This window comes from Arthrobacter sp. M2012083, from assembly GCF_000281065.1.
In the GTDB taxonomy this organism is placed as follows: domain Bacteria; phylum Actinomycetota; class Actinomycetes; order Actinomycetales; family Micrococcaceae; genus Arthrobacter.
In genome coordinates this window covers 1-23,611 of the sequence record NZ_AKKK01000035.1, presented here as the reverse complement: position 1 = coordinate 23,611, position 23,611 = coordinate 1, and the positions used below count along the sequence as shown (strand labels likewise).

Here is a 23,611-nt window from a genome sequence, read left to right as displayed (position 1 = left end):
TCGCCGGAAGCCCGCGTGAGCGTGCGGAAACTTCCGGCGAACTCACACGGTTCCGGCGATCTCGGCCCGAGGCTAGGCTGCAGCTACCCCGTAGCTGGGCTCGCGCTTCTTGATCCAGCCAACAACCAGCACGGTGACGGGGACGAACAGGAATTCCACGGCCGTCTTGTAGACGAAGCCAACCAGGACGTAGTTCAGGAACGAACCGAAGTCCGTGATGCCGATGACCGACGCCGCGATGGTGCAGAAGATCAGGGTATCCACGAACTCGCCCACCACGGACGAGCCCATCAGGCGCGCCCATAGTGACTTCTCGCCCGTGCGCGCCTTCATCTTCACCAGGATCCAGGAATTGATGGTCTGCCCGGCCAGGAAAGCGAGCAGTGAACCGAGGACGATCAGCGGAACCGGGCCCAGGGCACCTTCGATGGCTGCCTGCTTGGCTGTGCCGTACTCGTCGTTGAAGCCCGGCAGCACGATGATGATCCAGTAGCAGAGCGATGCGAACACCGAGAGCGCGAACGAAGTAATGATGGCCTTGCGGGCCACCTTGAAGCCGTAGACCTCGCTCATCACGTCACCCAGGATGTAGGCGATCGGGAAGAGGAAGAACCCGCCGTCGGCGATGATCGGTCCAATCACCACGCCTTTGGAAGCGCCGATGTTGGACAGGATCAGCACCACGGCCATGATGGCCAGCATGATGCCGAAATACGGGGAGCCGATCGAAGCGAAGCGCGGAGCGGGCTTGCTCAGAGTACTGGAGCCTGAGGGCGAGGGCATGGGTCATCCATTTCGTAGTGGTTCGCGCAGGCTCCTTGGTGAGGGAACCCCGCTGTATTAGCACTGTGGTTGGTGGGGCATCCGGCCCGGCACCGGTTCCATTCTCCCACTCCTTCATCCCCAACGCTCGCTCACCTCCCACGTGCTTGAATCAAACGCTCGCTCGCCTCCCACTCCTTCATCCCCAACGCTCGCTCACCTCCCACGTGCTTGACCCCAACGCTCGCTCACCTCCCACGTTCTTGACCCCAACGCTCGCTCACAAACCCGCTTTTGAACACGTTCAGAACTGATGCCATACTTATTCTTGAACACGTTCAAAACTTTCCGCGAGGTGGACCGAATGGCAGCAAAGAGTGAACAGACCCGCCAGCTGGTGGCCGATGTCGCACTGAAGATGTTCCGTGAAATCGGCTTCGAAAAGACCACCATGCGCGCCATCGCCCAGGAGGCCGGAGTCTCGGTCGGCAACGCCTACTACTACTTCGCCTCAAAGGACGAACTCGTCCAGGAGCTCTACGTCCAAGTGCAGGAAGAACACGCCGTAGTGGCGGCGCAGGCACTCGAAGGCATCTATGATCTCGCCGGGCGCCTCAAAGCAGTTCTGCACACAGGAGTGGACGTCATGTCTCCGTACCACCAGTTCGGTTCCGATTTCATCGCGACGGCGATCCGGCCGTCGTCGCCCGTCAACCCGTTCGGTGAGGCGTCCACCGCCGCCCGCGCGGCCTCGCTCGCGATCTTCCGGTCCGCCGTCGAGGGCTCCTCCCCCGCCGTCGCGAAAAAGCTGCGCGGGGATCTGCCCGAATTGCTGTGGCTGGCGTACATGGGCGTAGCGCTGTTCTGGGTTTACGACCGCTCCGAGGATCAACGCCGCACGCGCAAGCTGATCGATGGCGCGGCACCACTTGTGGCGCGGGGCCTGTCGCTCGCGAAGATTCCCGGCGTCAGCAAAGTGTTCGACGACGTCCTTGGCCTCGTGCGCAGCGTCAAGGCAGACTCATGAGCCCGCAGTCAGTGGTGATCGCTGGTGCCACCGGCTTCATTGGCGGCTACTTCAAGCAGCGGTTCATTGCCGAGGGGTGGCAGGTCCGGACCGTTGGGCGGGACGCGTCGGCTGACGCCCGCTGGAACGACGACGGCGCCATCACCAAAACGCTGGACGGCGCCGATCTGCTGGTGAACCTCGCCGGACGCTCCGTGAACTGCCGCTACGACGAGCGGCACCGGCGGGAGATTCTGGACTCCCGGGTGTTGACCACGCGGACCCTGGGGCGGGCGATTGCTGCGTGCGCTGAACCGCCTATGACCTGGATCAACTCAAGTACCGGAACCATCTACCGGCACGCGGAAGATCTCCCACAGTCCGACGTCTCGGGCGAGTTGGGCAGCGGGTTCTCCGTGGACGTGGCCCGGGCTTGGGAGGATGAGTTGGCGGCTGCTGTTGTTCCGGCAACGCGGAAGGTGCCGCTGCGCATTGCGATCGTCCTGGGGGCCGGTGGTGTCATGAGCCCCCTCCGGAACCTTGCCCGGTTTGGCTTGGGCGGACCTATGGGCCCGGGAAACCAGAAGTTTAGCTGGATCCATGTGGAGGACCTGTTCAGGACGGTGATGTTCGTGCACGCCCACGCTGAGCTGACCGGTCCAGTTAACGCGGCAACGCCCTACCCCGTGGACAACCATGAGCTCATGTCACTGATTCGGCAAAGCATGGGTGTCCCGTTCGGCATCCCAACGCCGGCCTGGCTGCTCGAAGCCGGAGCCGTTCTGATCCGCACGCAAACGGAGCTGGTGCTGAAGAGCAGATGGGTGGAGCCCCGGAAACTGCTCAACGCCGGATTCGCGTTTGAGCACCCAACCCTGACGGGCGCGCTCAACGACATAGCCAATGGCAAAGCCGAACGCTCGCTCACATAATCGCCCCTTCAACCGAACGCTCGCTCACATAATCGCCCCTTCAACCGAACGCTCGCTCAGCCTGCTTCCAGTCTGGTCAGTTGGCGCCTCGGTTGGTTCACTCCTCGGACTGGCCCTGCGACGCGTTCGGAACCAGTGGGTTCACGTGGCCGCATTCTTCGCTGCGGGATTGCTCATGTGTGTGCCCTTCGGCGCATTTTCATCCACGGGTTCGCTCCTGTTTTCCTCGTCCATAGCCGTCGCCGCCGGCGTTGGCCGTCTTGCCATCTGGAAACTGGTGCGCATCAACCATGCCGGTGAACCTATATAGCGGGGAACATCTTTCTCATAGTCGGCGTATGCCTCGCCAAATCGCTGTCGGAGCATGGATTCTTCCCACAGCGCGCCCAGATGTTCCACCAGCATTCCAGCAGGCAGAGTCACCAGAGCCCAAGCGGAACCTCTGGAAACCGCCACACCTGCGTGAAGCAACCACCACCCCAGATACATCGGGTGGCGGCTCGCTGCATAGGGTCCGCTGGTCACCAAACCTTCGGGGTGACCCAGAGCAAAGCTTCCAGTCGTTTTACGTCGGCGCTCCGCAACGGCCCAAGCGGTGATTCCCGCGCCGGTCAGAGCCAAGCCCGCACCGGCCGCCCGGCGTCGGACGTCGCGCCCGGGGACGGAACCCGGATGCAGACGATCGAGGACTACATCCAGCACCAGGCCCACAACCTGCCCAGGGGGCAGCGGAATACTGGCTGCCTCCCTTTTCACCGCGCGGGCTGTTCGTAGAACTGCACCCATGCCAAGAAGATAGCCCCGGCCGCCCGGGAAAGCCACAGCCGAAGCTGCAGCCGGGAATCCTGTGGCGAGCGACCGCCGTCGAGCACTAACCGACGTCGCCCGAAACCTAAGGAAGTGTTAGGAAATCCGCTCCCACGTTGGCTGTGCCGTGCATCACCCATAGTTTGGAACATGTCCTCTTCACCTTGGAGGACCTTTCTTAGTCGACGAAGAGCCATGCGCAAGGACGCCATGAGCACCAGCTTCATGGACAGAACGAACTCAGGCAAGACACGGCTGCCGTCCCAGGCGCCGTCCAGGAAGGTTCATTGATGAGCACCCAACAAGCTGCACCTCTGAGCGAAGCCGCCCAGACACGGAAAGCCGTGAGCAACATCCTCAAGGGCTCCGCGGGCAACCTCGTGGAGTGGTTCGACCTCTACGTCTACACGGTTTTCGCGGCGTATTTCCAGTCGCACTTCTTCAACTCCTCGGACGACCTTCAGGCTGGCCTTGAGGCGATGGCGGTCTTCTCGACGTCGTTCCTCATGCGCCCGATCGGCAGCTGGTTCTTCGGCCGGTATGCCGACCGCAAGGGCCGCAAAGCTGCGCTGACACTCAGCGTGACCATGATGTCCGCCGGTTCCTTTGCCATCGCCATCCTGCCGACGCAGGATGTCATCGGCCTCTGGGCCCTGATTCTGTTGGTGTTTATCCGCATGGTCCAGGGTTTCTCGGTGGGCGGCGAGTACGGTACCAGCGCCACCTACATGTCCGAGGCTGCAACGGCAAAGCGCCGAGGCTTCTTCTCCAGCTTCCAGTACGTCACTCTGATCGGTGGTCAGATGCTGGCCCTCCTGGTGCTGGTTATCCTGCAGAACACTATGAGCAAGGATGACCTGACCGAGTGGGGCTGGAGGATTCCGTTTGCTATCGGTGGCGCCGCTGCACTGGTTGTTCTCTGGCTTCGCCGCTCGATGGAGGAAACCCTTTCTGCTGACCAGCTCCGCGCTGCGCACGTCAAGGTTGCGGGCGAAGCACAGCCCGGCACCATGAAGCTGCTGTTCACCAAGCACTGGAATCCGCTGCTCATCTGCATCGGTATCACCCTGGGCGGCACCGTCGCGTTCTACACGTATACCAACTTCATCCTGAAGTTCATGAACGATACGTCCGGCATCGCCAAGACCGATACCTCCGTGATCAACTTCTGGGCGCTGTTCATCTTCATGCTGCTGCAGCCCGTGTACGGCATGCTTTCCGACAAGATTGGCCGGAAGCCGCTGCTGATCTGGTTCGGCGTGACGGGTGTGCTGTTCACGTGGCCGCTGCTCTCCACGCTGGCCGGAACCAAGGATCCGTTCGTGGCCTTCCTCCTGATGTTCGGCGGCCTTCTCATGGTTGGCGGCTATACGTCCATCAATGCGTTGGTGAAGGCTGAACTTTTCCCGGCATCCATCCGCGCGCTCGGCGTCGGACTCGGTTACGCGATTGCCAACTCGCTGTTCGGCGGCACGGTTCCGCTGATCGGTGCAGCGCTGCAGAAATCGGGCCAGGTGGACATGTTCTTCACCTACGTCACCGCCGCCATCTTCATCTCACTGCTGGTGTACATCTTCGCGCTGAAGAACAAGAAGCCGACACACTTGGACGCGGAGCAGGGCAACGCCTTCGCCGCCAAGGGCACCGCAAAGGACGACGACGACAAGAAGGACTTGGTCAACGCCTGACCTGGCTACCTTGTGAGGCCCGCTTTGCGCCCTTTGGATACTCCGAAGAGAGCAGAGCGGGCCTCACAACGTTAAGCTCTAGTAGCGAACCAAAACCCGCGAACCAGCCCACAGCAAGCCAAAGGAACCAGACAGTGCACGTGCTCATCGTCGAGGATGACGACGCCATGGCGTCGGCCTTGAGCGCAGCCGTCGCCTCCGCCGGCCACAAGCACACCCGGGTATCGCGCGGCGAGGACGCACTCCTGGCCCACCGGCAACACGAAGTGATCCTGCTGGACCTCGGCCTCCCGGACCTGGATGGCCTGGATGTCCTGCGGAAACTCCGCCAGGTCACGCAGATTCCTATCCTGATCCTGACCGCACGGGACGACGAACGGAGCGTGGTGCTTGGCCTCCGATCCGGGGCCGACGACTATCTGGTGAAGCCCGTGAAACTTGTGGAATTGCTCGCCAGAATCGAGGCAGTCACCAGGCGCACCAATCGTTCCGGACAGGATGCTCCGCACGCCATCGTCCTCGGAGAACTCGAGGTGGACCTCGACCGCCGGGTGGCCTCGGTGGGCACACGACAACTCGCCCTTACGGCAACCGAATTCGACCTCCTCAGTCTCCTGGTCAGGAACGCAGGCTCAGTGGTGACCAGGGAGCAGATCCTGGACGCTCTCTGGGGCGATGCGTTCCTGGCGCACTCCCGGTCCTTGGATGTGCACCTGACCGGCCTCAGGTCCAAGCTCCAGCTTCCCGGGTTCATCATCAACGTCCGAGGCGTCGGCTACCGCGTAGAGCAACCGTGAAGGTCCGCGTCCTCGGCATCCTCAGCCTGCTGGTGGTGGTCATTGTGGTGACGGTTTCCAGTGTGATCCTGACATCGGCCAGCAGGGAGCTCACCCAGGAACTGCAGATCAACCGCGTCGCAGCCCTTAACCGCTTCGCGCAACTGGCCAGCGACGCCGTGGAGGACGCCAACACAACCCAACTGCAGCGCGAGATGGACCGCTATTCCGAGCTTTATGGTGAAGGAATCCTGATCCGGCTCCAACAGAGAACCGTCCGCTCCGGAGGCCTCAGCGAGGACCAACCAGAGGTTAGCGACGCACTGAACCGGGCGAGCCTCAATCTCAGCGACACTACGCTGAACCCCATCCGGGCGTTCGGCACAGGCAACGACTTCATCTCCAGGTCCTTCGGCACGGCCAGCCAGGTACTCGGCGAAGTGGTTGTTGAAGTCAATCTCGACGCAGCCCGGCAGAAGTTAAGGGAGCGGTGGCTCGTCGTCGGGTTTGCCGCGGTGGCGCTGGGGATGCTGCTGCTCGTGGCGGCATCGCGGATTACGGCTTGGGTTCTGCGCCCGGTTCACCGGCTGAGCAAGGCAGTCCACGAGCTCGAAGCCACCGGCAAAACCAGCCAGCTTCCCGAAGCCGGTCCGCCTGAGCTGCGGGAGCTGAGCCGCTCCTTCACGGCCATGGCAGGCACCGTGAGCGAGAGCATGGAGTCGCAGCGCCGGCTCATCGCCGATACTTCGCATCAACTCCGGAACCCTGTTGGGGCGCTGCGGCTGAGGATCGATCTGCTGCAGCTCGCCTTACGCTCGGAGCCTGAGAAAGAAGCGGCAGCAGGCGTTGTTGCGGAGCTTGAGCGGGTGGAAGAAATGCTCGACGGCGTGCTGAAGCTGGCAACCGCTGAACATCGCGCCTCTGAAGGGTCTGCCCGGGTGGAACCGGCATCAGAGCACAAGCGCCTGGCCGTCATCGATCCCTTCCCGGTCCTCCAGGGCGAAGTGGAGAGGGCGACGCCGGCCGCTCGCCTTGCCGGGTCGGAGCTGACGTTGGAGGGGCCAGCGTCCGAAAACCAGATCGTTTGTGACCCGGATGAACTCGCGCACATGGTGGGTGAACTCCTCGCCAATGCCATCAAGTACGCCCCGGGCGCCCGCATCACGGTGGCGAGCCGGCAGACGCAAGGAGGCACCGCCGTCGAGATTTCCGACGACGGTCCCGGCCTCCCAGCCGATCAACTCGCCGCGTCCACCACCAGGTTCTGGCGGGCACCACAGCACAGCACGATTCCCGGCAATGGTCTGGGTATGACCATTGTGGAACGGTTAGCGGAAGCGAATGGAGCGAAGTTGGTCCTGGAAGCGAACGAGCCACACGGGCTGACTGCCCGGCTCGAATTCGCGCGGCCTGGGGAGTCAATCCATGCCTGAGTTCCCTACGATCTCCCGGCGAAGGGCCCTCAAAGCAGCTGCCGTGCTCGGCTTGGGCGGCAGCCTGCTCGTATCAACAGTGGCATGCACACCGGAGGAACGGCCACAGGAACTGACAGTTGCCGGCGGCGAATCCGGCGGCTTCTACTTAGAGTTTGCCACCCTCCTCGCGGACCTGCTGGAGCGTGAACGGGTGGCTGAGGAGGCAGTCGCGCTGACCACCGGCGGAAGTCTCGACAACATCCAGCGGGTCTTATCCGGGGAGGCGACACTCGCCATCGCACTGGCCGACGCTGCCGGGCAAGCCGCAGCCCCAGGCCCAGCCGCAGCCCCAGCCCCAGGCAAGGACGACGGGCAGTTGGTGGCGCTGGGCAAGGTGTATCAGAACTACGTGCACTGCATCGTGCGCGAGGACAGCGGAATCCGAACCTTCGCCGACCTCGCAGGAAAGACCGCAGGCGTGGGCGAAACGGGATCAGGGACAACCCTCACAGCCGGGCGGATCATCAAAGCCGCAGGACTCTCAGGCGAGACGGCCGGGCCGGGAAGGGCTGTGAGGCAGGTCAACCTTGGGCTGAACCAGGCCTTGGCTTCCCTGAAGGACGGTTCGATTGACGTGATGATCCAGTCCGGAGGGGTTCCCACCGCGCCCATCGCCGCCGCGGCTCAGGACCTTGGCGTGCGGCTCCTCGACCTCTCCGAACTCATCCCTGCAACACGGGCACAGTCGGAGTTCTTCTACGACCGCGTCCTCATTCCCGCGAACAGCTACGGAAACGCACCTGCCGTATGGACCGTGGGAGTGGCCAACCTGCTTCTGTGCCGCAGGGACCTGGCGGATCATGTTGTTCGGCAGACCGTGGAGCTTTTGGTGGAGCAGGCTCAGGACCTGGTGCCGAAGTCCAGCACTGGCGTTCAATTCCTCAGCCCGGAAACGCTGATCAACACGTCCGGCCTGCCCCTGCATCCGGCTGCAGAGGCCGCTTACCGGGCGCTGCACGGTTAACCGGGAGGCGCGAAAATCGGCGACTGACGGGGCGAATGGCAAAATGGAACACATGACTTCAGCCGTTGCCCCTGCCATTGCCCTGACCATCGCCGGTTCTGAAGCGACCGGTGGCGCCGGCGCGCAGGCCGACCTCAAGACCTTTCAGGAACTCGGAGTGTTCGGCATTGCGAACCTCACCTGCATTGTTTCCTTCAACCCGCAGGACAACTGGAACCACCGCTTTGTGCCGGTGGACCAGCAAGTCATTGCAGACCAGTTGGAAGCCACGACGGCGGCATATGGTGCCGCTTCCGGCGCACCTTCGGTGCTGGACACAGTGAAGATCGGCATGCTCGGAAGCCCGGCAACCATCAGCACCGTGGAAAAGGCCGTGGCCGACGCCTCCTTCAGGCACATCGTGCTGGACCCGGTCCTGATCTGCAAGGGACAGGAACCCGGCCACGCCCTGGACACTGACCAGGCCTTGAAGGCGCAGATCCTTCCGCTGGCTACCTTCGTCACTCCCAACCACTTCGAGGCCGAGTCGCTTTCCGGACTCACCATCACTGACGAAGAGTCGCTCAAAGCTGCCGCCATTCGCATCCATGAGATCAGCGGCGCAGCAGTCCTTGCCAAGGGTGGGGTTCGGCTGGAAGGCCCGGACGCCGTCGACGTCTACTATGACGGCGAGACGCTGGAGGTCCTGCGCGCCCCGAAGGTTGGCGAAGTCGCCGTCTCGGGTGCCGGTTGCTCGTTGGCCGCCGCAGTGACTGCCGAACTGGCCAAGGGTGCGACACCGCTGGAAGCTGCCCGCACGGCGAAGGCTTTCGTGACCGCTGGCATCAAGAACCGCGTGTCCTCGGGTGCTCCGTTTGATGCCCTATGGCAGGGCGGGGCCCTGTCCTAGCTCTTGGCTAAAGACAACAGCCGCCCCGGAATCTTTTCCGGGGCGGCTGTTTCTTTGCATCAGGGCTAGCGCGAGACCTTGCCCATGAGCGAAGCGATCGGGCGCAGGAACAAGGGGCGGGCCAGGAACCAGGCGGCCGCCGTGAAGACGATGGAAGCAGCGAAGATCCCGAAACCCCACCAGCTGTTGCTGTCGTCGCTGGAGGCGTACATGTGGTTCAGGTTCCGCAGGGCACCGGTTGCCAACACCAGGGTTACGTGGACGATCACGAAGGCAACGAAGTAGATCATCACCGGGAAGTGGATCTTACGGGCCAGCTCGATCGGGTAGAACTTGTTGATCGCAGCCTTCTTGGGCCACGCTCCGGACATCCGGATGCCCGTGATGATGGCCAAGGGCGCGGCGATGAAGACCGTGATGAAGTAGGTGAGTAGCTGGAGGCTGTTGTAGTTGTTCCAGCCGTTTTCAACAGGCCAGTTCAGTGACGCGTACTGCAGCCCAGCCGAGACGGCATTCGGGAAGACGTCCCAGCTGGTGGGAACGATCCTCAGCCACTGGCCGGTAGCGAATAGCAGCACGATGAAGATGATGCCGTTCAGGACCCACAGCGCGTCCAGGGTCAGGTGGAACCACAGGTCCAGGCTGATCTTGGTAGGGGGATTCTTGGTCTTGATGAAACCCTTGTTGTTCCGGGTCCAGTTGGCAGCCGGGCGCGTGGTGGTCCGTACCTGCCAGCCGGAACGAATGATCAGCACGATGAAGAACATGTTGAGGAAGTGCTGCCAGCCAAGCCAGGCCGGGAACCCTGTGGGGGAACCTTCAGGAATGGCCGAGTGCCCGGGGTAGTCGGTGAGGAACTGCTGGACGGGCTGGAGGGTCCGGAGCCATTGCGCAACGAGCACCAGGATCAGTGCCACCACCAAAGCTCCTGCGGTGACGACGACGGGTTTGAACCACCTGTTCGACGTGATCCCGGACGACTTGCTTGAAACGGACATCAGGCCGCGTTCCTCTCTGGCTTGTTTGGCTGCGACCAGTTGGCGCTATATAGCGATTCAACCAGTTGCAGCCCGACGGTGAAAACGGCACCCGGGTTTCGGGGCGTTCGACGTCAAAAATCGCAGCATTCGGATACACACCGCAACATGCATTTCTAGAACAGACTTCCAGAATTATTTCTTGTCCCCCAAGGAACAGTCAAGGCTTGTTGCTGGCTATGTGGATTATTTGGAAGGTAGGATTTCAAAAAATCGCTGTTCGACACTCCGGTCGACGTCCTGCCTGCGAGAGGAGCCCACAGCATGGTTCGCAAAACATCCGATGCAGCCACCACTGCGGGCTCCTGGCAGTGGACCCGCACCGCCGCAACACAGCGCACTCTGCTGGACGCGGCCGCCAGCGTGTTCGTTGAGCATGGCTTTACCGACGCGAGCATCTCGGACATCGTGGCGCGGGCAGGGTCGAGCGTGGGCAGCCTCTATCACCACTTCGGCGGTAAGACCGAGCTCTTCCTGGCCCTTTGGAACGACTACCAAAACGAACACGAAAGACTCGTAGCTGCTGCCGTGGCCAAGGCACGCAAGGCCGGCGAAGACGATCCCCTGGCACTGTTCGACGTCGGCAGCCGCAGCTACTTCGACTACACCTGGAAACACCGGGACCTGGAGCGGGTGTTCATAGAAGGCGACACTCCCCCGGGCTTCGAGGTGCTCAGACGCGAACGTGGCCGTGAATGGGTCCGGCAGAATTCCGTGCTCCTGGGCGCCAGTGGCGACACCCTTGGCAGGCTCACCGTTGCGGTGATCACCGACATCATCACCGTCGCCGGGCAGGAAGTGGCCCTCAGTCCCACTAAGCGTGAGGCCGACGAGGTTATCGAAGCCGCCGCGGTGCTGGTGCAGCGCCTGGTCCGCTAGCTTCGCGGGTCCGCCACCCATCCCGTGAACAGTGGCATTCCTGTCTCGAGGTGAACGATCTGGTAGTGGAAGGGGTGGTCGAAGACGATCTCCCGGTCCGGAACCACGGCACTGGAGGCCTCCGCATTCATCTGGGTCACGGCGGAGGCAATGGTCCCCTTTTCGGCAACGGTGACGTTGGCAGCTTGAGCCGCCTGCGTCAGTTTCATGCCCTGCTGGATCGCGTCGAAGTCTTTGTCCGTGGCCAGCATCTGGTCAAGTCCAAGTGTTTTGAAGATTCTCCGCAGCTCAAACGTGGTCTTGTGGTCCCACTTGGGGAGGCTGATCTGAACCATGCCTTGCTTGGCGGAACCCAACCCTTTAGCCACGTCCGCCAGCACCTCCGCGGAAACCGCCGACGGACCAGCCGAACCCGAAGCACCGCCGTCGGGCAGTACCAGCCGCATGACGAAACCCTCGGCGTAAGGCAGATCCACGGCCTTCCATCCGGGAGCTTCGGCGTACGCCATGGTGAGCGAAGAGTGCATTATTGGCACGTCGAATACTTCCCCGCCCTTGGTAAAGGGGCCGTCCGCCGTGTCATTCGCGTCGAACGGCGTCTGCCAGGCGGCGGCGAAGTAGAGGACATTGAGCAGGCTGAAGGTGTTGTCAGGATCGTATTGTGCGGGTGCTTCCTTGATCCGGCCGCCGGTGTTCTTACCGACCCACTGGTCGATTGCTGGTTTGGTCACGGCCTCGTCCTGAAAGTTCACCGGGTATACGCCTGTGCCGAAATGTTTGGCGAGCGTCGTGAGAAAGGCCTCGCCGGTGGGCACGCCTTCGTCAACGAACAGCCCGTTGGCGGCGTGCATGACCGGCTGACGCGGCGGGTTCCCTTCATCGACTGAGCCCGGGTCGCCGTCGAACTTCTCGAGGGAGGCGAGCAGTGCGTTCATCGCTTCGTCGCGCCCCTCTTTGGGCAACCCCAGGGCGGAGTCCATCTCCTGAGCTGTGGCCCCGGATGCCCCGGCCCGAAGCATGCTCAACGCAATCAGCAGGCTGGCAGGCGACGACACTACGTTGCCGGTGGCGGAGTCGCCGCCGTCCGTCAGCAGTGTGGCGCCGAGCTTCCGTGCAGAGGTGTTGAAGGCCGCAAGCTGCGTCGAATAGTCGGTGGTCTGGACAGAAACGCGAGTCACACCGTCGGCGGTTTGGAGCCCGACGTCGGTTGGTTGCGGCGCGCAGGCACTGATAGTCGCGGAGCCGCTCGCCAAGGCTGCTGCCGCGAGCAGCGCTGCCACTCTCCAAGTTCGTTTCATGGCCCATCCCCTGTTTGGCGTTGTCCTTACATGGTGCTCCGTTTGAGGAGGGAATTCACGCGAAGTGAGAGAGGGATCGCCAAATGGTGCCGGGACGTGAGCGAGCGTCATGCCCAAGCACGAGGGACGTGAGAGAGGGATCGCCAAATGGTGCCGGGACGTGAGCGAGCGTCACGCCCAAGCACGAGGGACGTGAGCGAGCGTCAGCGTTCGGAGTGCGCCGCCAGGAACGAGTAGACCTCGGTCTCGTCCACGCCGGGGAAGGCGCCGGGCGGCATGGCGGCGAGCAGGTGTGAATGTGCGCGGGCGGAAGGCCACGCGTTGCCGGCCCACTCGCTAGCCAGAGACTCCGGCGGCCGCTTGCAGCAGTTCGGGTCCGGACAGTTGGACGTTGCACGGGCGGTGGTCTCCCGGCCTCGGAACCACTTCACGTGCTGGTACGGCACCCCGATGCTCAACGAGAATTCGCCGGCAGCGGAGCGCTCCGTGCGGGCCGTGCACCAGTAAGTGCCCGATGGCGTGTCCGTGTACTGGCTGTACGCGCTGAACTTGTCCGGCACGTCAAATACGGCGCGCGAGGTCCATGCTTTGCACGACGGTTGCCCTTCAATCGCCCCGGTGTGATCCTGCGGGAAGGTCACGCCGTCGTTCTCGTACGCCTTGTAGATGATGCCGGACTGATGCGTTTTCTGGAAGTGCGTGGTGATGCCCAGGTGCTTGGTGGCAAGGTTGGTGAAGCGGTGCGCGGCGGTTTCGTAGGACACTGCGAAGGCATCCCGGATGTCCTCCACGGCAATTTCCTTGGCGGCCTTGGCTTTTTGCAGGAATTCCACGGTTGCTTGTTCGGGAAGCAGCAAAGCGGCCGCGAAGTAGTTGGTGGCCACTCGCTGCGCCAGGAAATCCCCGTAGTTTCGCGGAGTTTCATGCCCCAGCACATAGTGGCCAAGCGCCTGCAGGAGCACTGAACGGGGGTCGTGGTCCTGGCGTTGGTTCTGCGTCAGATAAATTCTGCGGTTCTTCAAATCGGTCACGGAGCGCGTGGAATGGGGAAGATCACCCACATGGTGCAGGGTGAAACCCAGGTTCTCGGCGATGTCCGCGATGACGTGCTGGCTCAGCGGACCGGTGGTGTAACCCACCCCTTTGAGGACCTTCTGCGCCTCCGCCTCGTACTCGGGGAAGTAGTTGCCGCGCTCGCGCATCATGGCACGCAACTCGCCGTTCGCGCGGCGGGCTTCTTCCGGCGTCGCGACTTGCTCATTAAGTTTGCGTTCGAGCTCCTGAAGCAGCCCCACCTGTGACTCCAGCACATCGAGCGGAAGCCGCGAGCTGATGCGGATTTTGGGCAGGTTGAGGGACTCATACAGTGGTCCCCGCTGGTACCGCTCCAGCTCAATCTCCAAGGCTGCCCGACGACTCGGCGGCTCCGCTCCCAGAAGTTGATCGATGGTCACATTCAGCGACGCAGCGAGCTGCTGAAGGAGACCCAACTTGGGTTCGCGTTTGCCGTTTTCAATAAGGCTCAGCTGGCTCGGTGCGGTCCCGACGGCGGCACTCAAGTCGTCAAGGGTCAGCCCGGCCTGCTTGCGTAGATGGCGCACGCGGCGGCCCAGGCTGATGACGTCCAGTTCAGGGGACGCAGCGGACAACGACGGCGATGCGGCTTCGCGATTCCAACTCACAGGTGACATTTCTTGAGAATACGCGAAGAAGTGCATTTCTTTCCATGGTTTTCCTCTAGTAACCCTCGTGGAAGTGCAGAAAAGTAGGTCTTACGAAAAGAAATACGAACCCCGGGCAAGCCGGCCGATGCAGCAAAGGCGCAGCGGAGGCCGGCCCGGGCACCACTTAGGAGACATGCAATGACCGCATCGTTTGAACCAGCAGAGCAGCACTCCGCACAGGAGACAGCAAGCGAGCAGGCAGCAGCGCTGGAACTTGAATGGTCCGCCAACCCGCGGTGGGAAGGCGTCACCCGTGATTACTCGGCCACCGACGTCGTCCGCCTCCGCGGTCGCGTCTCCGAAGAGCACACCCTGGCCCGCCGCGGTTCGGAGAAACTCTGGAAGCAGCTCACCGAGGAAGCACCCACCGGCGGATACACCAACGCCCTTGGCGCACTGACCGGCAACCAGGCAGTACAGCAGGTCAAGGCCGGCCTCCGCGCCATCTACCTCTCCGGCTGGCAGGTGGCCGCCGACGCCAACCTCTCAGGCCAGACCTACCCGGACCAGTCCCTGTACCCGGCCAACTCGGTCCCCCAGGTTGTCCGCCGCATCAACAACGCCCTGCTCCGCGCAGACCAGATCGAATATGCCGAGGGCGTCAAGACTGTTGAGGACTGGCTGGTCCCGATCGTCGCCGACGCCGAAGCAGGCTTCGGTGGCCCGCTCAACGCCTACGAACTCATGAAGTCCATGATCACCGCAGGTGCTTCGGGCGTTCACTGGGAAGACCAGCTCGCGTCCGAAAAGAAGTGTGGCCACCTCGGCGGCAAGGTCCTGATTCCCACCCAGCAGCACATCCGGACCCTGAACGCAGCCCGCCTGGCAGCCGACGTCGCCGGCACCCCCACCGTGGTCATTGCCCGAACCGACGCCGAAGCCGCAACGCTGATCACCTCCGACGTTGACGAGCGCGACCAGGAATTCATCACTGGCGAGCGGACGGCCGAGGGCTTCTATAAGGTCCGCAACGGAATCGAACCCTGCATTGCCCGAGCCAAGGCCTACGCCCCGTACTCCGACCTCATCTGGATGGAGACCGGCACCCCGGACCTGGAACTGGCCCGCAAGTTCGCCGAATCGGTCAAGGCCGAGTTCCCGGACCAGATGCTCTCCTACAACTGCTCCCCGTCCTTCAACTGGCGCAAGCACCTGGACGACACCACCATCGCCAAGTTCCAGCGCGAACTCGGTGCCATGGGCTTCACGTTCCAGTTCATCACCCTGGCCGGCTTCCACGCCCTGAACTACTCGATGTTCGACCTCGCCCACGGCTACGCCCGGGAAGGCATGAGCGCCTACGTCGAGCTCCAGGAAAAGGAATTCGCCTCCGAGTCCCGCGGCTACACCGCCACCAAGCACCAGCGCGAAGTCGGCACCGGCTACTTCGACGACATCGCAACCGCGCTCAACCCGAACGCATCCACCCTCGCACTGGTCGGATCGACCGAAGAGGGCCAGTTCCACTAACCACTTCCGACGGCGGCTGCCGCCTCCGGCCTACGGAGCGGTGATGCTCTGCCTGCTACGTGTCCACCTCACCGAGGCGCCGCCGTCGAACCTTTTCTTAGGAGTATTAGAATGAACAGCTTCACTGACAACTTCACTATCAATGGCATCACTTTGACCGCGCAGCCCATCTGCCGGCAGAACGAGGTTTTGACTCCGGACGCCTTGGAGTTCATCGGCCAGTTGCACCGGGCTACTGCTGACCGTCGTCAGGAGCTGATGCAGGCACGGCACGCCCGCCGTGGGCAGATCGCCGCCGGCCAGGATCCGCGGTTCCGTCCGGAAACTGAGGGCATCCGGAACGACCCGTCGTGGCGTGTGGCTCCCCCGGCTCCGGGTTTGGAGGACCGCCGCGTGGAGATCACGGGCCCGGTGGACAAGAAGATGACCATCAACGCCCTGAACTCCGGTGCCAAGGTGTGGCTGGCCGACATGGAGGACTCGTCCACGCCGACGTGGCGCAATGTCATCCAGGGCCAGCTGAACCTGACCGATGCTTTGGAGCGCCGGATCGATTTCACCTCCCCGGAAGGCAAAGAGTACAAGCTCAAGGCTGCCGAGGACCTGCCCACCATCGTGGTCCGTCCCCGCGGCTGGCACCTGCCGGAAAAGCACATGCTGATCGACGGCAAGCCGATCGCCGGCGGCATCGTGGACTTTGGGCTCTTCTTCTTCCACAACGCCCGCCGCCTGCTGGCCCAGGGCAAGGGCCCGTACTTCTACCTGCCGAAGATCGAGAACCACCTCGAAGCCCGGCTGTGGAACGACATCTTCGTCCTGGCTCAGGACCTGCTAGGCATCCCGCAGGGCACCATCCGCGCCACCGTGCTGATCGAAACCATCACGGCCGCGTTCGAGATGGAGGAGATCCTCTACGAACTGCGCGATCATGCTTCAGGTTTGAACGCCGGACGTTGGGACTACATCTTCTCGCTGATCAAGAACTTCCGTACCCGCGGACCGCGTTTCGTGCTCCCGGACCGCGGACAGGTGACCATGACCCAGCCGTTCATGCGCGCCTACACGGAGCAGCTGGTCCGGGCTTGCCACCGCCGCGGGGCCATGGCGATCGGTGGCATGGCAGCCGCTGTTCCCAACCGCAAGGACGAAGCAGCAAACCAGGCTTCGTTCGACAAGGTCCGGGCGGACAAGACCCGTGAAGCGAACGATGGTTTCGACGGCTCCTGGGTGGCCCACCCGGACCTGGTGCCTGTTTGCCGGGAAGTTTTTGACTCAGTTCTTGGAAGCCGCCCCAACCAGCTGGACCGCTCCCGCGAGGACGTCACACCGGATGACCGGGCGCTGATCGACATTGCCAGCACCGAGGGCACCATCACCGAAGGCGGCGTTCGCCTGAACATCGAGGTTGGCATCCGCTACATCGAATCCTGGCTGCGGGGCAACGGAGCTGTGGCCATCCACAACCTCATGGAAGACGCTGCCACCGCCGAGATCTCCCGGTCCCAGCTTTGGCAGTGGATCCACTCCCACGCCATTACCGACCGCGGCGACATCATCACCCGCGAATGGGTGGAAGACATGCTGGACGAGGAATTCGCCCGCCTGGAACGCTTCGACGGAGACCGCTTCGCTGACGCCCGTGCCATCTTCGAAGAAGTCACCCTGGCCGAGGAATTCCCCACCTTCCTGACCATCCCCGCCTACGCCCGTTTCCTCACCGAGGCCCGGGAGGAGGCTACGGAAGAGGAACTCGTCGCCGCCTAGATCCACTGGGTAACGACACATCAAGCCCCGACGCTGGGCTGCCTGCACTCTTCGCAACAAGTGACCCCGACCGTCGGGGAGGCAGCCCAGCAACGGGGCTCTTCCATGCCCGGCCCGCCTCCATATCGACGGCCCGCTACCGCTGCCGGGCCACCCAGCGCACGGACGACGTGGTGCACACGCAGAACGCGAGCACCGAGCCAAGGATCACCAACAGCGGCGCCGTCCACCCTCCGGTAACACTGTGCACGAACCCAACGACAGTGGGAGCCAACGCAGCGAAGCAGTAGCCAACGCCTTGCACCACGGCGGACATCTTCCCGGCGGCAGCCTGTGATTGCGCGAATTTGATGATGGCAATGAAGATCACCGTGATGCCGCCACCCTGGGCGACACCGCCCAGCGAGGACCACATCCACCACCACGAAGGCGCCAGCAATAGACCCACGGGAACCGTGAGCCACAGCGTACTCAAGGTGACCGCTACCGTCGTCGTACTGGCGAAGCGTGCCAGGAGCGGAACGCCCAGGCCGCCAACAATGGCGAAAATCTGGAACAGCGAGGAACCTGCACCGGCGTCGGCGGTACCCATGGCGAGTTCGTCGGACAGGAAGCTCGGCAGCCAGGCGGTGACCCCGTAGTAGGAGAACGCCTGGCCCGCAAAACCGAGTGTGAGGCCCGCGGTCAGCCATCGAACACCCGCAACACGACCGGCCGCAGAGGGGGGAGGAGCCGGAACCGCCAGCGGAACAAAGGCCTTCCGGGCACCAACAGCGGGCACCCAGAACAAGATGGCCGCCAAGGCCAACAACGCGCTCGCGGCCAAGGAAAGTCGCCATCCCACCAGCTCTGCAAGTGGTGCCGTGGCCACGGATGTGAGGAACGAGCCGACGTTGAGGGCAGCTGTGTAGACGCCCATCGCGGTTGCCTGGCGCCGAGGGGCGAAGTCGCGCCGGATGATGAGTGGCACCGCGATGTTGCCGATAGTGATGGCCACACCAATGATGACCGTTCCCACCATCACCGAAACGCCGCCGCCGCTGGAGCGGATCACTACGCCGGCCAGCACGCCGAGCAACGTGAGCATCACGGCGACTTCAGCCCCAAGGCGGCGGCCCGCAAGTGAGGCCAAGGGCGAAGCGAGGGAGAAGCAGAGCACCGGGATGCCGGTGAGCAGTCCGAGCTCAACCGGTGAAAAACCGAGGTCCTGCCGAAGGGAGTCCACCACGGGCGCTACGGCCACGAAAGGCCCTCGCATGTTGAGGGCGATCAGCCCGATGCACGCAAGGATCAGCCAGCCGCGGGGAATCTTGGCGAGAAACTGGCTCATTGGACAGGCCGAAAGGTGACAGGAAGCGTTTTCATCACTTTCATTGCTATCACGCTCCCGCGCCGCGAAAGGCCATAAGGAGCGCTTATCCCGCTGCCTGGAGCGTGGCCTCAATCACTGCCGGCGACAGGACATGCTGCGTGACCATCCGGCTGGCGCCGAGGATGGCCGCGTGGTCTCCGGCCATGGAAATACCGATGCGCAGGTGCGTGGTCGCCAGGGGCAGGGAGCGCCGGTAGACCACTTCACGGATGCCTGCCACGAGGTGTTCTCCGGCCTCGCCCACACTTCCCCCGATGATGATCATGGACGGATTGAGCAGGTTGACCACGGTTGCCAGTACGTCGCCGACGTCGCGCCCGGCCTGCCTCAGCGCCTGGATCGCCTGCAGGTTTCCTTCGCCCACGAGCCGCAGGACATCGGCACCCGTAGAAGCTTCCAGTCCTTGCGATTGGAGTTGGCGCGCGACGGCGGGACCTGAGGCAAGCGCCTCAAGGCAGCCCTGGTTGCCACACCGGCAGAGGACGTCGTCGCCGCGGGGAACCCGGACGTGGCCGAGGTCGCCGGCGGTGCCGTTGGCGCCGCGCTGCAGTTCACCGCTGCTGATGATTCCCGCGCCGATGCCGGTGGCTACCTTGATGAACAAGAAGTTGTCATGGTCCGGCCAGTACGCGGTTCGTTCGCCGAGGGCCATGATGTTGACGTCGTTGTCCACCAACACCGGAACGGGCAACGAGCGCTGAACGTAAGTGGCGACGTCGAACCCGTCCCAACCCGGCATGATCGGCGGCTTTACGGGGCGTCCGGTGTCGTGTTCTACGGGCCCGGGCAGTCCGATTCCCATGCCGGCGAGGTCGCCGAGTTCCCTCCCTGCCTCGGCAAGAAGCTGGCGGCCTGCGGAGACTACGCGACCCAGGACTACCTCGGGTCCGTCTGCAACTTCCTGCCCCAAACGCCGTTCGGAAAGGATGCTGCCGCTAAGGTCGGTGACGGCAACAATCACGTGGGTAGCACCGACGTCGACCGCCAGGACCACGCGCGCGGCGGGATTGAAGGCGAAGCGCGACGGCGGCCTGCCGCCTGTGGAGGTCGCTTCACCGGCTGGCCCGACGAGTCCCGAGCTGATGAGGGCGTCAATGCGTGAGGCCACAGTGGACCGGGCCAACCCCGTGGTTTCGGCGAGCTCCGCGCGGGTGCGGGCCTTGCCGTCGCGGAGGAGCTGGAAGAGATTACCGGCGCGTGAGAGATTGCCGGCCTCGGGCGCGGAGTTGTATCCGGCGTCGATTCCGGCCTCAGATGTCATGCATTTAGTGAAGCATGATTGCTTATGCATGTCATCCGGTGGAAGTCGGTCGAATTTCTTGCGACTTTTGGTAGACGCTCGGCATAAGTCCCTCTAGGCTGAAAGAAGTTCATGATCAGACCACGGTTGATGGAATCTGTAGCTCCCTCGGCAGCGGCTCACTAGACTGACGCCATCTCGCCGATATTCCAGAACGCCTTCCCGGAAAAGGAACCCCATGTCGTACTCACTCCAGCTGTACACCCTCCGCGATGCCATCCAGGAGGACCTGCCTGGAACCATCAGGAAGGTTGCCGAGATCGGCTTCACGCAGGTTGAACCGTACAACTTCGTGGCCACTGCCAAGGAGCTCGGAGCTGCACTGAAGGAGAACGGGCTGACCGCTCCTTCCGGCCACGCACCGCTCCTGTCCCAGGACCAGGACGAGATCTTTGCAGCGGCCAAGGAATTGGGCATCACCACCGTGATCGATCCCTTCCTCCCGGCCGAGCACTGGCAGGACGCCGAGACCATCCAGGGCACGGCAGCCAAGCTCAACGCTGCAGCGAAGAAGGGTGCTGAATACGGCATCCGTGTCGGTTACCACAACCATGCCTGGGAGCTTGAGTCCACCATCGAAGGCAAGACCGCCCTGGAGTACCTTGAGGGCTTGCTGGATCCGGAGCTCGTCCTTGAAGTAGACACCTACTGGGTTGCCGTCGGTGGCCAGGATCCCGTGGAACTGCTCGCCCGTTTGGGCGACCGTGTGAAGCTCATCCATATCAAGGACGGCCCGGGAAACACCGACACCAAGGCACAGCAGCCCGCCGGCCAAGGCACCATCCCCGTGCTGGACGTCATCGCCGCTGCCAAGTCCTTGGAAGTAGGGGTTGTGGAATTCGATGACTACTCCGGTGACATTTTCCAGGGCATCACTGAGAGCCTGGCCTATCTGACCGCTGCAGCCAGCGCAGAGGCCGCCGAAGGAGTACAAGCATGAGCTTCGCACCCTCAACCCGTAAGGGCACGGTCGGCGTCGCCGTCATCGGCGCGGGCAACATCAGCAAGCAGTATCTGGACAACCTCACCGTTTTCCCGGACCTGAAAGTCCTGGTGATCGCGGACCTCTTCGTCGACGCCGCCGAGGCACGGGCCAAGGAATACGGGATCCCCGAATTTGGTGCCCCCGAGCTGGCACTGAACCATCCCGACGTCGAAATCATCGTGAACCTGACCATCCCGGCAGCGCACGTCGAGGTCGCCACAGCGGCGGTGAACGCGGGCAAGCACGTCTGGACCGAGAAGCCGTTCTCCCTGGACCGTGAATCCGGGCTCGGCCTGCTCAAAGCAGCTGACGCGGCGGGTATCCGCCTCGGCACCGCCCCGGACACCTTCCTCGGAGCGGGCCTGCAGACCGCCCGCCGGATCATCGAGCGTGGGGACATCGGCACACCGCTGACCGGCATGACCACGTTCCAGACACCCGGCCCTGAATCCTGGCACCCAAACCCGGCTTTCCTGTTCCAGCACGGTGCCGGACCCTTGTTCGACATGGGCCCGTACTACCTCACCGCCTTGATCCAGACCTTCGGATCGATCCGCAAGGTGGCCGCCGTCGGCTCCTCCGCCAAGGCGACCCGCGTCATCGGTTCCGGACCCAAGGCCGGCGAGGAATTCGCCGTCGAGGTCCCCACCCATGTGTCCGCGATGGCGCAGTTCGAGGGCGGCCAGTCCTCGCACAGCGTGTTCTCGTTTGAGTCCCCGCGCCAGCGCATGGGATTTGTGGAGATCACCGGCTCCGAGGCGACGCTGTCGCTGCCGGATCCGAACTATTTCGACGGCGACCTGAAGCTGTGGCGCCCCGGGGCGGAAGAACCCGAGATCATTCCATCCACCGGACCAGCCAACGGCCGTGGCCTGGGCGTGCTGGACATGGCCCGTGCCCTGCGCTCCGGTGCACCGCACCGGGCCACCGGCGAGCTCGCCTACCACGTGCTGGACACCATGGTCTCGATCTCCGAATCCGTGGAATCGGGCTCATTCGTGGACGTCACCAGCAACGCGCCTGCCTCGGCCGCCCTCCCTGAGGACTGGGCGCCCGAAACCGCAACGCTCTAGCAGCCCGCAAAGCGATAGGAAATGAAGAAGAACATGACCACCCCCGCCCACCCGTCCGACCATACGCCTTCCCCGGCCAACGGCCACGCATCCTCCCCGTTGGGGGTTGCCGCCATCGGCTATGCCTTCATGGGAAAGGCCCATTCGAACGCGTGGCGGAACGTGGCCAGCTTCTTCGACGTCCCGGCCTTCGAACAGAAAGTGCTCGTCGGTCGGGACGCCGATGCCGTCGCGGAGGCCGCCGCAAAGTACGGTTGGGCCGAGTCCGCCACCGACTGGCGTTCCGTGATTGAACGCGACGATATCCACATCGTCGATATCTGCGCCCCCGGCTGGATGCACGCCCAAATCGCGACCGCCGCACTGGCCGCCGGGAAACACGTCCTGGTGGAAAAGCCGCTGGCCAACACCATCGCCGAAGCCGAAGCCATGACCGCAGCAGCCATTTCTGCGCGGGCCCAAGGGGTTCAGTCCATGATCGGCTTCAACTACCGCCGCGTCCCGGCCCTGGCCCTTGCCCGGGAACTCATCGCCGAAGGCCGGCTCGGAATCGTCCGGCACATCCGCGCCGCCTATCTGCAGGACTGGCTCTCCGACGCCAAGTCCCCCATGACCTGGCGGCTCCGCAAGGAAACTGCCGGTTCCGGCGCGCTCGGCGACATCGCCTCTCACGCCATCGACCAGGTCCTTTTCCTCCTGGGCGATGCCGTCACCGAAGTCTCCGGCCGTCTGCACACCTTTGTGGACCGCCGCCCCGGCGCTGATGGTCCCGAGGATGTCACGGTCGACGACGCCGCTTGGGCCACGCTATCCCTCGCCTCCGGAGCAATCGCCTCAGTGGAAGTCAGCCGGGTAGCAACGGGACAGAAGAACTCCCTCAAGCTCGAAATCTACGGCGATAAGGGCACCATCCTCTTTGACCTCGAGGCCCTGAACGAACTCGGCTTCCTGGACGCTACCGTGCCGGTCCGCGAGCAGGGCTTCCGCCGGATCCTGGTCAACGAGCCCGAGCACCCCTACCTGGAAGCGTGGTGGCCGCAAGGACACATTATCGGCTGGGAACACACCTTCACCCACCAGATCCGCGACTTCCTCACTGCCATCGCGGCCGGTGAGGCCCCGTCGCCGTCGTTCGAAGAAGGCTTGAACGTCCAACACATCCTCGCCGCCGTGGAAGAATCCGCGGCCGCCAAGAGTTCACTCGTCCAGCTCAACGCAGCCGTATCCGAAGGAGCCTGACATGCCCCGCCCGTACACCTTGTTCACTGGCCAGTGGGCCGACCTCCCCTTCGAGGAAGTTGCGCGCCTTGCCTCGGGCTGGGGCTACGACGGCCTGGAAATCGCCGTCTCCGGAGACCACCTGGACGCTTGGCGTTGGGACGAACCCGGCTACGTCGAATCCAAACTCGC

Annotated in this window: 20 protein-coding genes and 1 pseudogene; 14 read left to right on the top strand and 7 right to left on the bottom strand. The window is 63.3% G+C overall.

The window, feature by feature from the left end; all coding sequences use genetic code 11:
• Positions 1 to 72: 72 nt before the first annotated feature.
• The gene (locus A477_RS0115455; protein ID WP_017199854.1) at positions 73 to 783 is read right to left on the bottom strand and encodes a queuosine precursor transporter; all 711 of its coding nucleotides are present in this window, start codon (positions 781 to 783) and stop codon (positions 73 to 75) included.
• 343 nt (positions 784 to 1,126) lie between these two features.
• Here A477_RS0115455 and A477_RS0115450 point away from each other — a divergent pair, with 343 nt between their 5' ends.
• Positions 1,127 to 1,789 (top strand): TetR/AcrR family transcriptional regulator, encoded by a 663-nt coding sequence (locus A477_RS0115450; protein ID WP_026005671.1) that lies wholly within the window; start codon positions 1,127 to 1,129, stop codon positions 1,787 to 1,789.
• Positions 1,786 to 2,700, top strand: a complete 915-nt coding sequence (locus A477_RS0115445; protein ID WP_017199852.1) for a TIGR01777 family oxidoreductase — start codon at positions 1,786 to 1,788, stop codon at positions 2,698 to 2,700. Before A477_RS0115450 ends, A477_RS0115445 begins: the two co-directional genes overlap by 4 nt.
• Positions 2,701 to 2,841: 141 nt before the next feature.
• On the opposite strand, the gene A477_RS22385 is transcribed toward A477_RS0115445, so the two are convergent.
• Positions 2,842 to 3,486 carry a methyltransferase family protein gene (locus A477_RS22385; protein WP_083848052.1) on the bottom strand — a complete coding sequence of 215 codons (645 nt, stop codon included), beginning with the start codon at positions 3,484 to 3,486 and terminating at the stop codon, positions 2,842 to 2,844.
• Positions 3,487 to 3,797: 311 nt separating this feature from the next.
• Here A477_RS22385 and A477_RS0115435 point away from each other — a divergent pair, with 311 nt between their 5' ends.
• From A477_RS0115435 to A477_RS0115415, 5 genes are all read left to right on the top strand, one after another.
• Entirely contained in the window at positions 3,798 to 5,195 is a 1,398-nt protein-coding gene (locus A477_RS0115435) for an MFS transporter (RefSeq protein ID WP_026005670.1), read from the top strand.
• Between the two features lie 134 nt (positions 5,196 to 5,329).
• Positions 5,330 to 5,992 (top strand): response regulator transcription factor, encoded by a 663-nt coding sequence (locus tag A477_RS0115430; protein WP_017199850.1) that lies wholly within the window; start codon positions 5,330 to 5,332, stop codon positions 5,990 to 5,992.
• Positions 5,989 to 7,404, top strand: coding sequence for a sensor histidine kinase (locus A477_RS0115425; RefSeq protein ID WP_017199849.1), 1,416 nt, complete (start codon positions 5,989 to 5,991; stop codon positions 7,402 to 7,404). Before A477_RS0115430 ends, A477_RS0115425 begins: the two co-directional genes overlap by 4 nt.
• A complete protein-coding gene (locus A477_RS0115420; RefSeq protein ID WP_017199848.1) occupies positions 7,397 to 8,410 on the top strand; it encodes a TAXI family TRAP transporter solute-binding subunit in 1,014 nt (337 codons plus the stop codon). The genes A477_RS0115425 and A477_RS0115420 overlap by 8 nt, the downstream gene beginning before the upstream one ends.
• Positions 8,411 to 8,462: 52 nt before the next feature.
• Positions 8,463 to 9,299, top strand: a complete 837-nt coding sequence (locus tag A477_RS0115415; RefSeq protein ID WP_026005669.1) for a hydroxymethylpyrimidine/phosphomethylpyrimidine kinase — start codon at positions 8,463 to 8,465, stop codon at positions 9,297 to 9,299.
• A gap of 65 nt (positions 9,300 to 9,364) precedes the next feature.
• On the opposite strand, the gene A477_RS0115410 is transcribed toward A477_RS0115415, so the two are convergent.
• Positions 9,365 to 10,297, bottom strand: coding sequence for a cytochrome b/b6 domain-containing protein (locus tag A477_RS0115410; RefSeq protein WP_017199846.1), 933 nt, complete (start codon positions 10,295 to 10,297; stop codon positions 9,365 to 9,367).
• A 303-nt stretch (positions 10,298 to 10,600) separates the two neighbouring features.
• On the opposite strand from A477_RS0115410, the gene A477_RS0115405 reads away from it, so the two are divergent.
• Complete coding sequence (locus tag A477_RS0115405; RefSeq protein WP_017199845.1) at positions 10,601 to 11,215, top strand: TetR/AcrR family transcriptional regulator; 615 nt, start codon at positions 10,601 to 10,603, stop codon at positions 11,213 to 11,215.
• On the opposite strand, the gene A477_RS0115400 is transcribed toward A477_RS0115405, so the two are convergent.
• Both A477_RS0115400 and A477_RS0115395 read right to left on the bottom strand, forming a co-directional pair.
• Positions 11,212 to 12,513 (bottom strand): serpin family protein, encoded by a 1,302-nt coding sequence (locus A477_RS0115400; RefSeq protein WP_044568974.1) that lies wholly within the window; start codon positions 12,511 to 12,513, stop codon positions 11,212 to 11,214. The two genes, A477_RS0115405 and A477_RS0115400, sit on opposite strands and share 4 nt — an antisense overlap.
• Positions 12,514 to 12,716: 203 nt before the next feature.
• Complete coding sequence (locus A477_RS0115395; protein WP_017199843.1) at positions 12,717 to 14,231, bottom strand: XRE family transcriptional regulator; 1,515 nt, start codon at positions 14,229 to 14,231, stop codon at positions 12,717 to 12,719.
• A gap of 144 nt (positions 14,232 to 14,375) precedes the next feature.
• Between A477_RS0115395 and aceA the strand changes: the two genes are divergently transcribed.
• A complete protein-coding gene (gene aceA, locus A477_RS0115390; protein WP_017199842.1) occupies positions 14,376 to 15,707 on the top strand; it encodes an isocitrate lyase in 1,332 nt (443 codons plus the stop codon).
• A 111-nt stretch (positions 15,708 to 15,818) separates the two neighbouring features.
• Positions 15,819 to 17,471 carry a malate synthase A gene (gene aceB, locus A477_RS0115385; protein WP_017199841.1) on the top strand — a complete coding sequence of 551 codons (1,653 nt, stop codon included), beginning with the start codon at positions 15,819 to 15,821 and terminating at the stop codon, positions 17,469 to 17,471.
• 136 nt (positions 17,472 to 17,607) lie between these two features.
• On the opposite strand, the gene A477_RS0115380 is transcribed toward aceB, so the two are convergent.
• The gene (locus A477_RS0115380) at positions 17,608 to 18,801 is read right to left on the bottom strand and encodes an MFS transporter (protein WP_017199840.1); all 1,194 of its coding nucleotides are present in this window, start codon (positions 18,799 to 18,801) and stop codon (positions 17,608 to 17,610) included.
• Between the two features lie 85 nt (positions 18,802 to 18,886).
• On the bottom strand, positions 18,887 to 20,104 hold the full coding sequence (locus A477_RS0115375) for an ROK family transcriptional regulator (protein WP_026005668.1): 1,218 nt from the start codon (positions 20,102 to 20,104) through the stop codon (positions 18,887 to 18,889).
• Positions 20,105 to 20,321: 217 nt separating this feature from the next.
• Between A477_RS0115375 and A477_RS0115370 the strand changes: the two genes are divergently transcribed.
• From A477_RS0115370 to A477_RS23325, 4 genes and pseudogenes are all read left to right on the top strand, one after another.
• Complete coding sequence (locus tag A477_RS0115370) at positions 20,322 to 21,083, top strand: sugar phosphate isomerase/epimerase family protein (protein ID WP_017199838.1); 762 nt, start codon at positions 20,322 to 20,324, stop codon at positions 21,081 to 21,083.
• Entirely contained in the window at positions 21,080 to 22,201 is a 1,122-nt protein-coding gene (locus tag A477_RS0115365; protein WP_017199837.1) for a Gfo/Idh/MocA family protein, read from the top strand. The genes A477_RS0115370 and A477_RS0115365 overlap by 4 nt, the downstream gene beginning before the upstream one ends.
• Positions 22,202 to 22,234: 33 nt before the next feature.
• On the top strand, positions 22,235 to 23,440 hold the full coding sequence (locus A477_RS0115360) for a Gfo/Idh/MocA family protein (RefSeq protein ID WP_044568982.1): 1,206 nt from the start codon (positions 22,235 to 22,237) through the stop codon (positions 23,438 to 23,440).
• Position 23,441: 1 nt separating this feature from the next.
• Positions 23,442 to 23,611, top strand: a pseudogene (locus tag A477_RS23325) (sugar phosphate isomerase/epimerase); the annotation flags it as partial.

What these genes read in the sequence shown, in the direction of transcription:
- A477_RS0115455 (WP_017199854.1), bottom strand. Translation starts at nt 783, where the DNA reads ATGCCCTCGCCCTCAGGCTCCAGTACTCTGAGCAAGCCCGCTCCGCGC.
- A477_RS0115450 (WP_026005671.1), top strand. Translation starts at nt 1,127, where the DNA reads ATGGCAGCAAAGAGTGAACAGACCCGCCAGCTGGTGGCCGATGTCGCA.
- A477_RS0115445 (WP_017199852.1), top strand. Translation starts at nt 1,786, where the DNA reads ATGAGCCCGCAGTCAGTGGTGATCGCTGGTGCCACCGGCTTCATTGGC.
- A477_RS22385 (WP_083848052.1), bottom strand. Translation starts at nt 3,486, where the DNA reads ATGGGTGCAGTTCTACGAACAGCCCGCGCGGTGAAAAGGGAGGCAGCC.
- A477_RS0115435 (WP_026005670.1), top strand. Translation starts at nt 3,798, where the DNA reads ATGAGCACCCAACAAGCTGCACCTCTGAGCGAAGCCGCCCAGACACGG.
- A477_RS0115420 (WP_017199848.1), top strand. Translation starts at nt 7,397, where the DNA reads ATGCCTGAGTTCCCTACGATCTCCCGGCGAAGGGCCCTCAAAGCAGCT.
- A477_RS0115415 (WP_026005669.1), top strand. Translation starts at nt 8,463, where the DNA reads ATGACTTCAGCCGTTGCCCCTGCCATTGCCCTGACCATCGCCGGTTCT.
- A477_RS0115410 (WP_017199846.1), bottom strand. Translation starts at nt 10,297, where the DNA reads ATGTCCGTTTCAAGCAAGTCGTCCGGGATCACGTCGAACAGGTGGTTC.
- A477_RS0115405 (WP_017199845.1), top strand. Translation starts at nt 10,601, where the DNA reads ATGGTTCGCAAAACATCCGATGCAGCCACCACTGCGGGCTCCTGGCAG.
- A477_RS0115400 (WP_044568974.1), bottom strand. Translation starts at nt 12,513, where the DNA reads ATGAAACGAACTTGGAGAGTGGCAGCGCTGCTCGCGGCAGCAGCCTTG.
- A477_RS0115395 (WP_017199843.1), bottom strand. Translation starts at nt 14,231, where the DNA reads ATGCACTTCTTCGCGTATTCTCAAGAAATGTCACCTGTGAGTTGGAAT.
- aceA (WP_017199842.1), top strand. Translation starts at nt 14,376, where the DNA reads ATGACCGCATCGTTTGAACCAGCAGAGCAGCACTCCGCACAGGAGACA.
- aceB (WP_017199841.1), top strand. Translation starts at nt 15,819, where the DNA reads ATGAACAGCTTCACTGACAACTTCACTATCAATGGCATCACTTTGACC.
- A477_RS0115380 (WP_017199840.1), bottom strand. Translation starts at nt 18,801, where the DNA reads ATGAGCCAGTTTCTCGCCAAGATTCCCCGCGGCTGGCTGATCCTTGCG.
- A477_RS0115375 (WP_026005668.1), bottom strand. Translation starts at nt 20,104, where the DNA reads ATGACATCTGAGGCCGGAATCGACGCCGGATACAACTCCGCGCCCGAG.
- A477_RS0115370 (WP_017199838.1), top strand. Translation starts at nt 20,322, where the DNA reads ATGTCGTACTCACTCCAGCTGTACACCCTCCGCGATGCCATCCAGGAG.
- A477_RS0115365 (WP_017199837.1), top strand. Translation starts at nt 21,080, where the DNA reads ATGAGCTTCGCACCCTCAACCCGTAAGGGCACGGTCGGCGTCGCCGTC.
- A477_RS0115360 (WP_044568982.1), top strand. Translation starts at nt 22,235, where the DNA reads ATGACCACCCCCGCCCACCCGTCCGACCATACGCCTTCCCCGGCCAAC.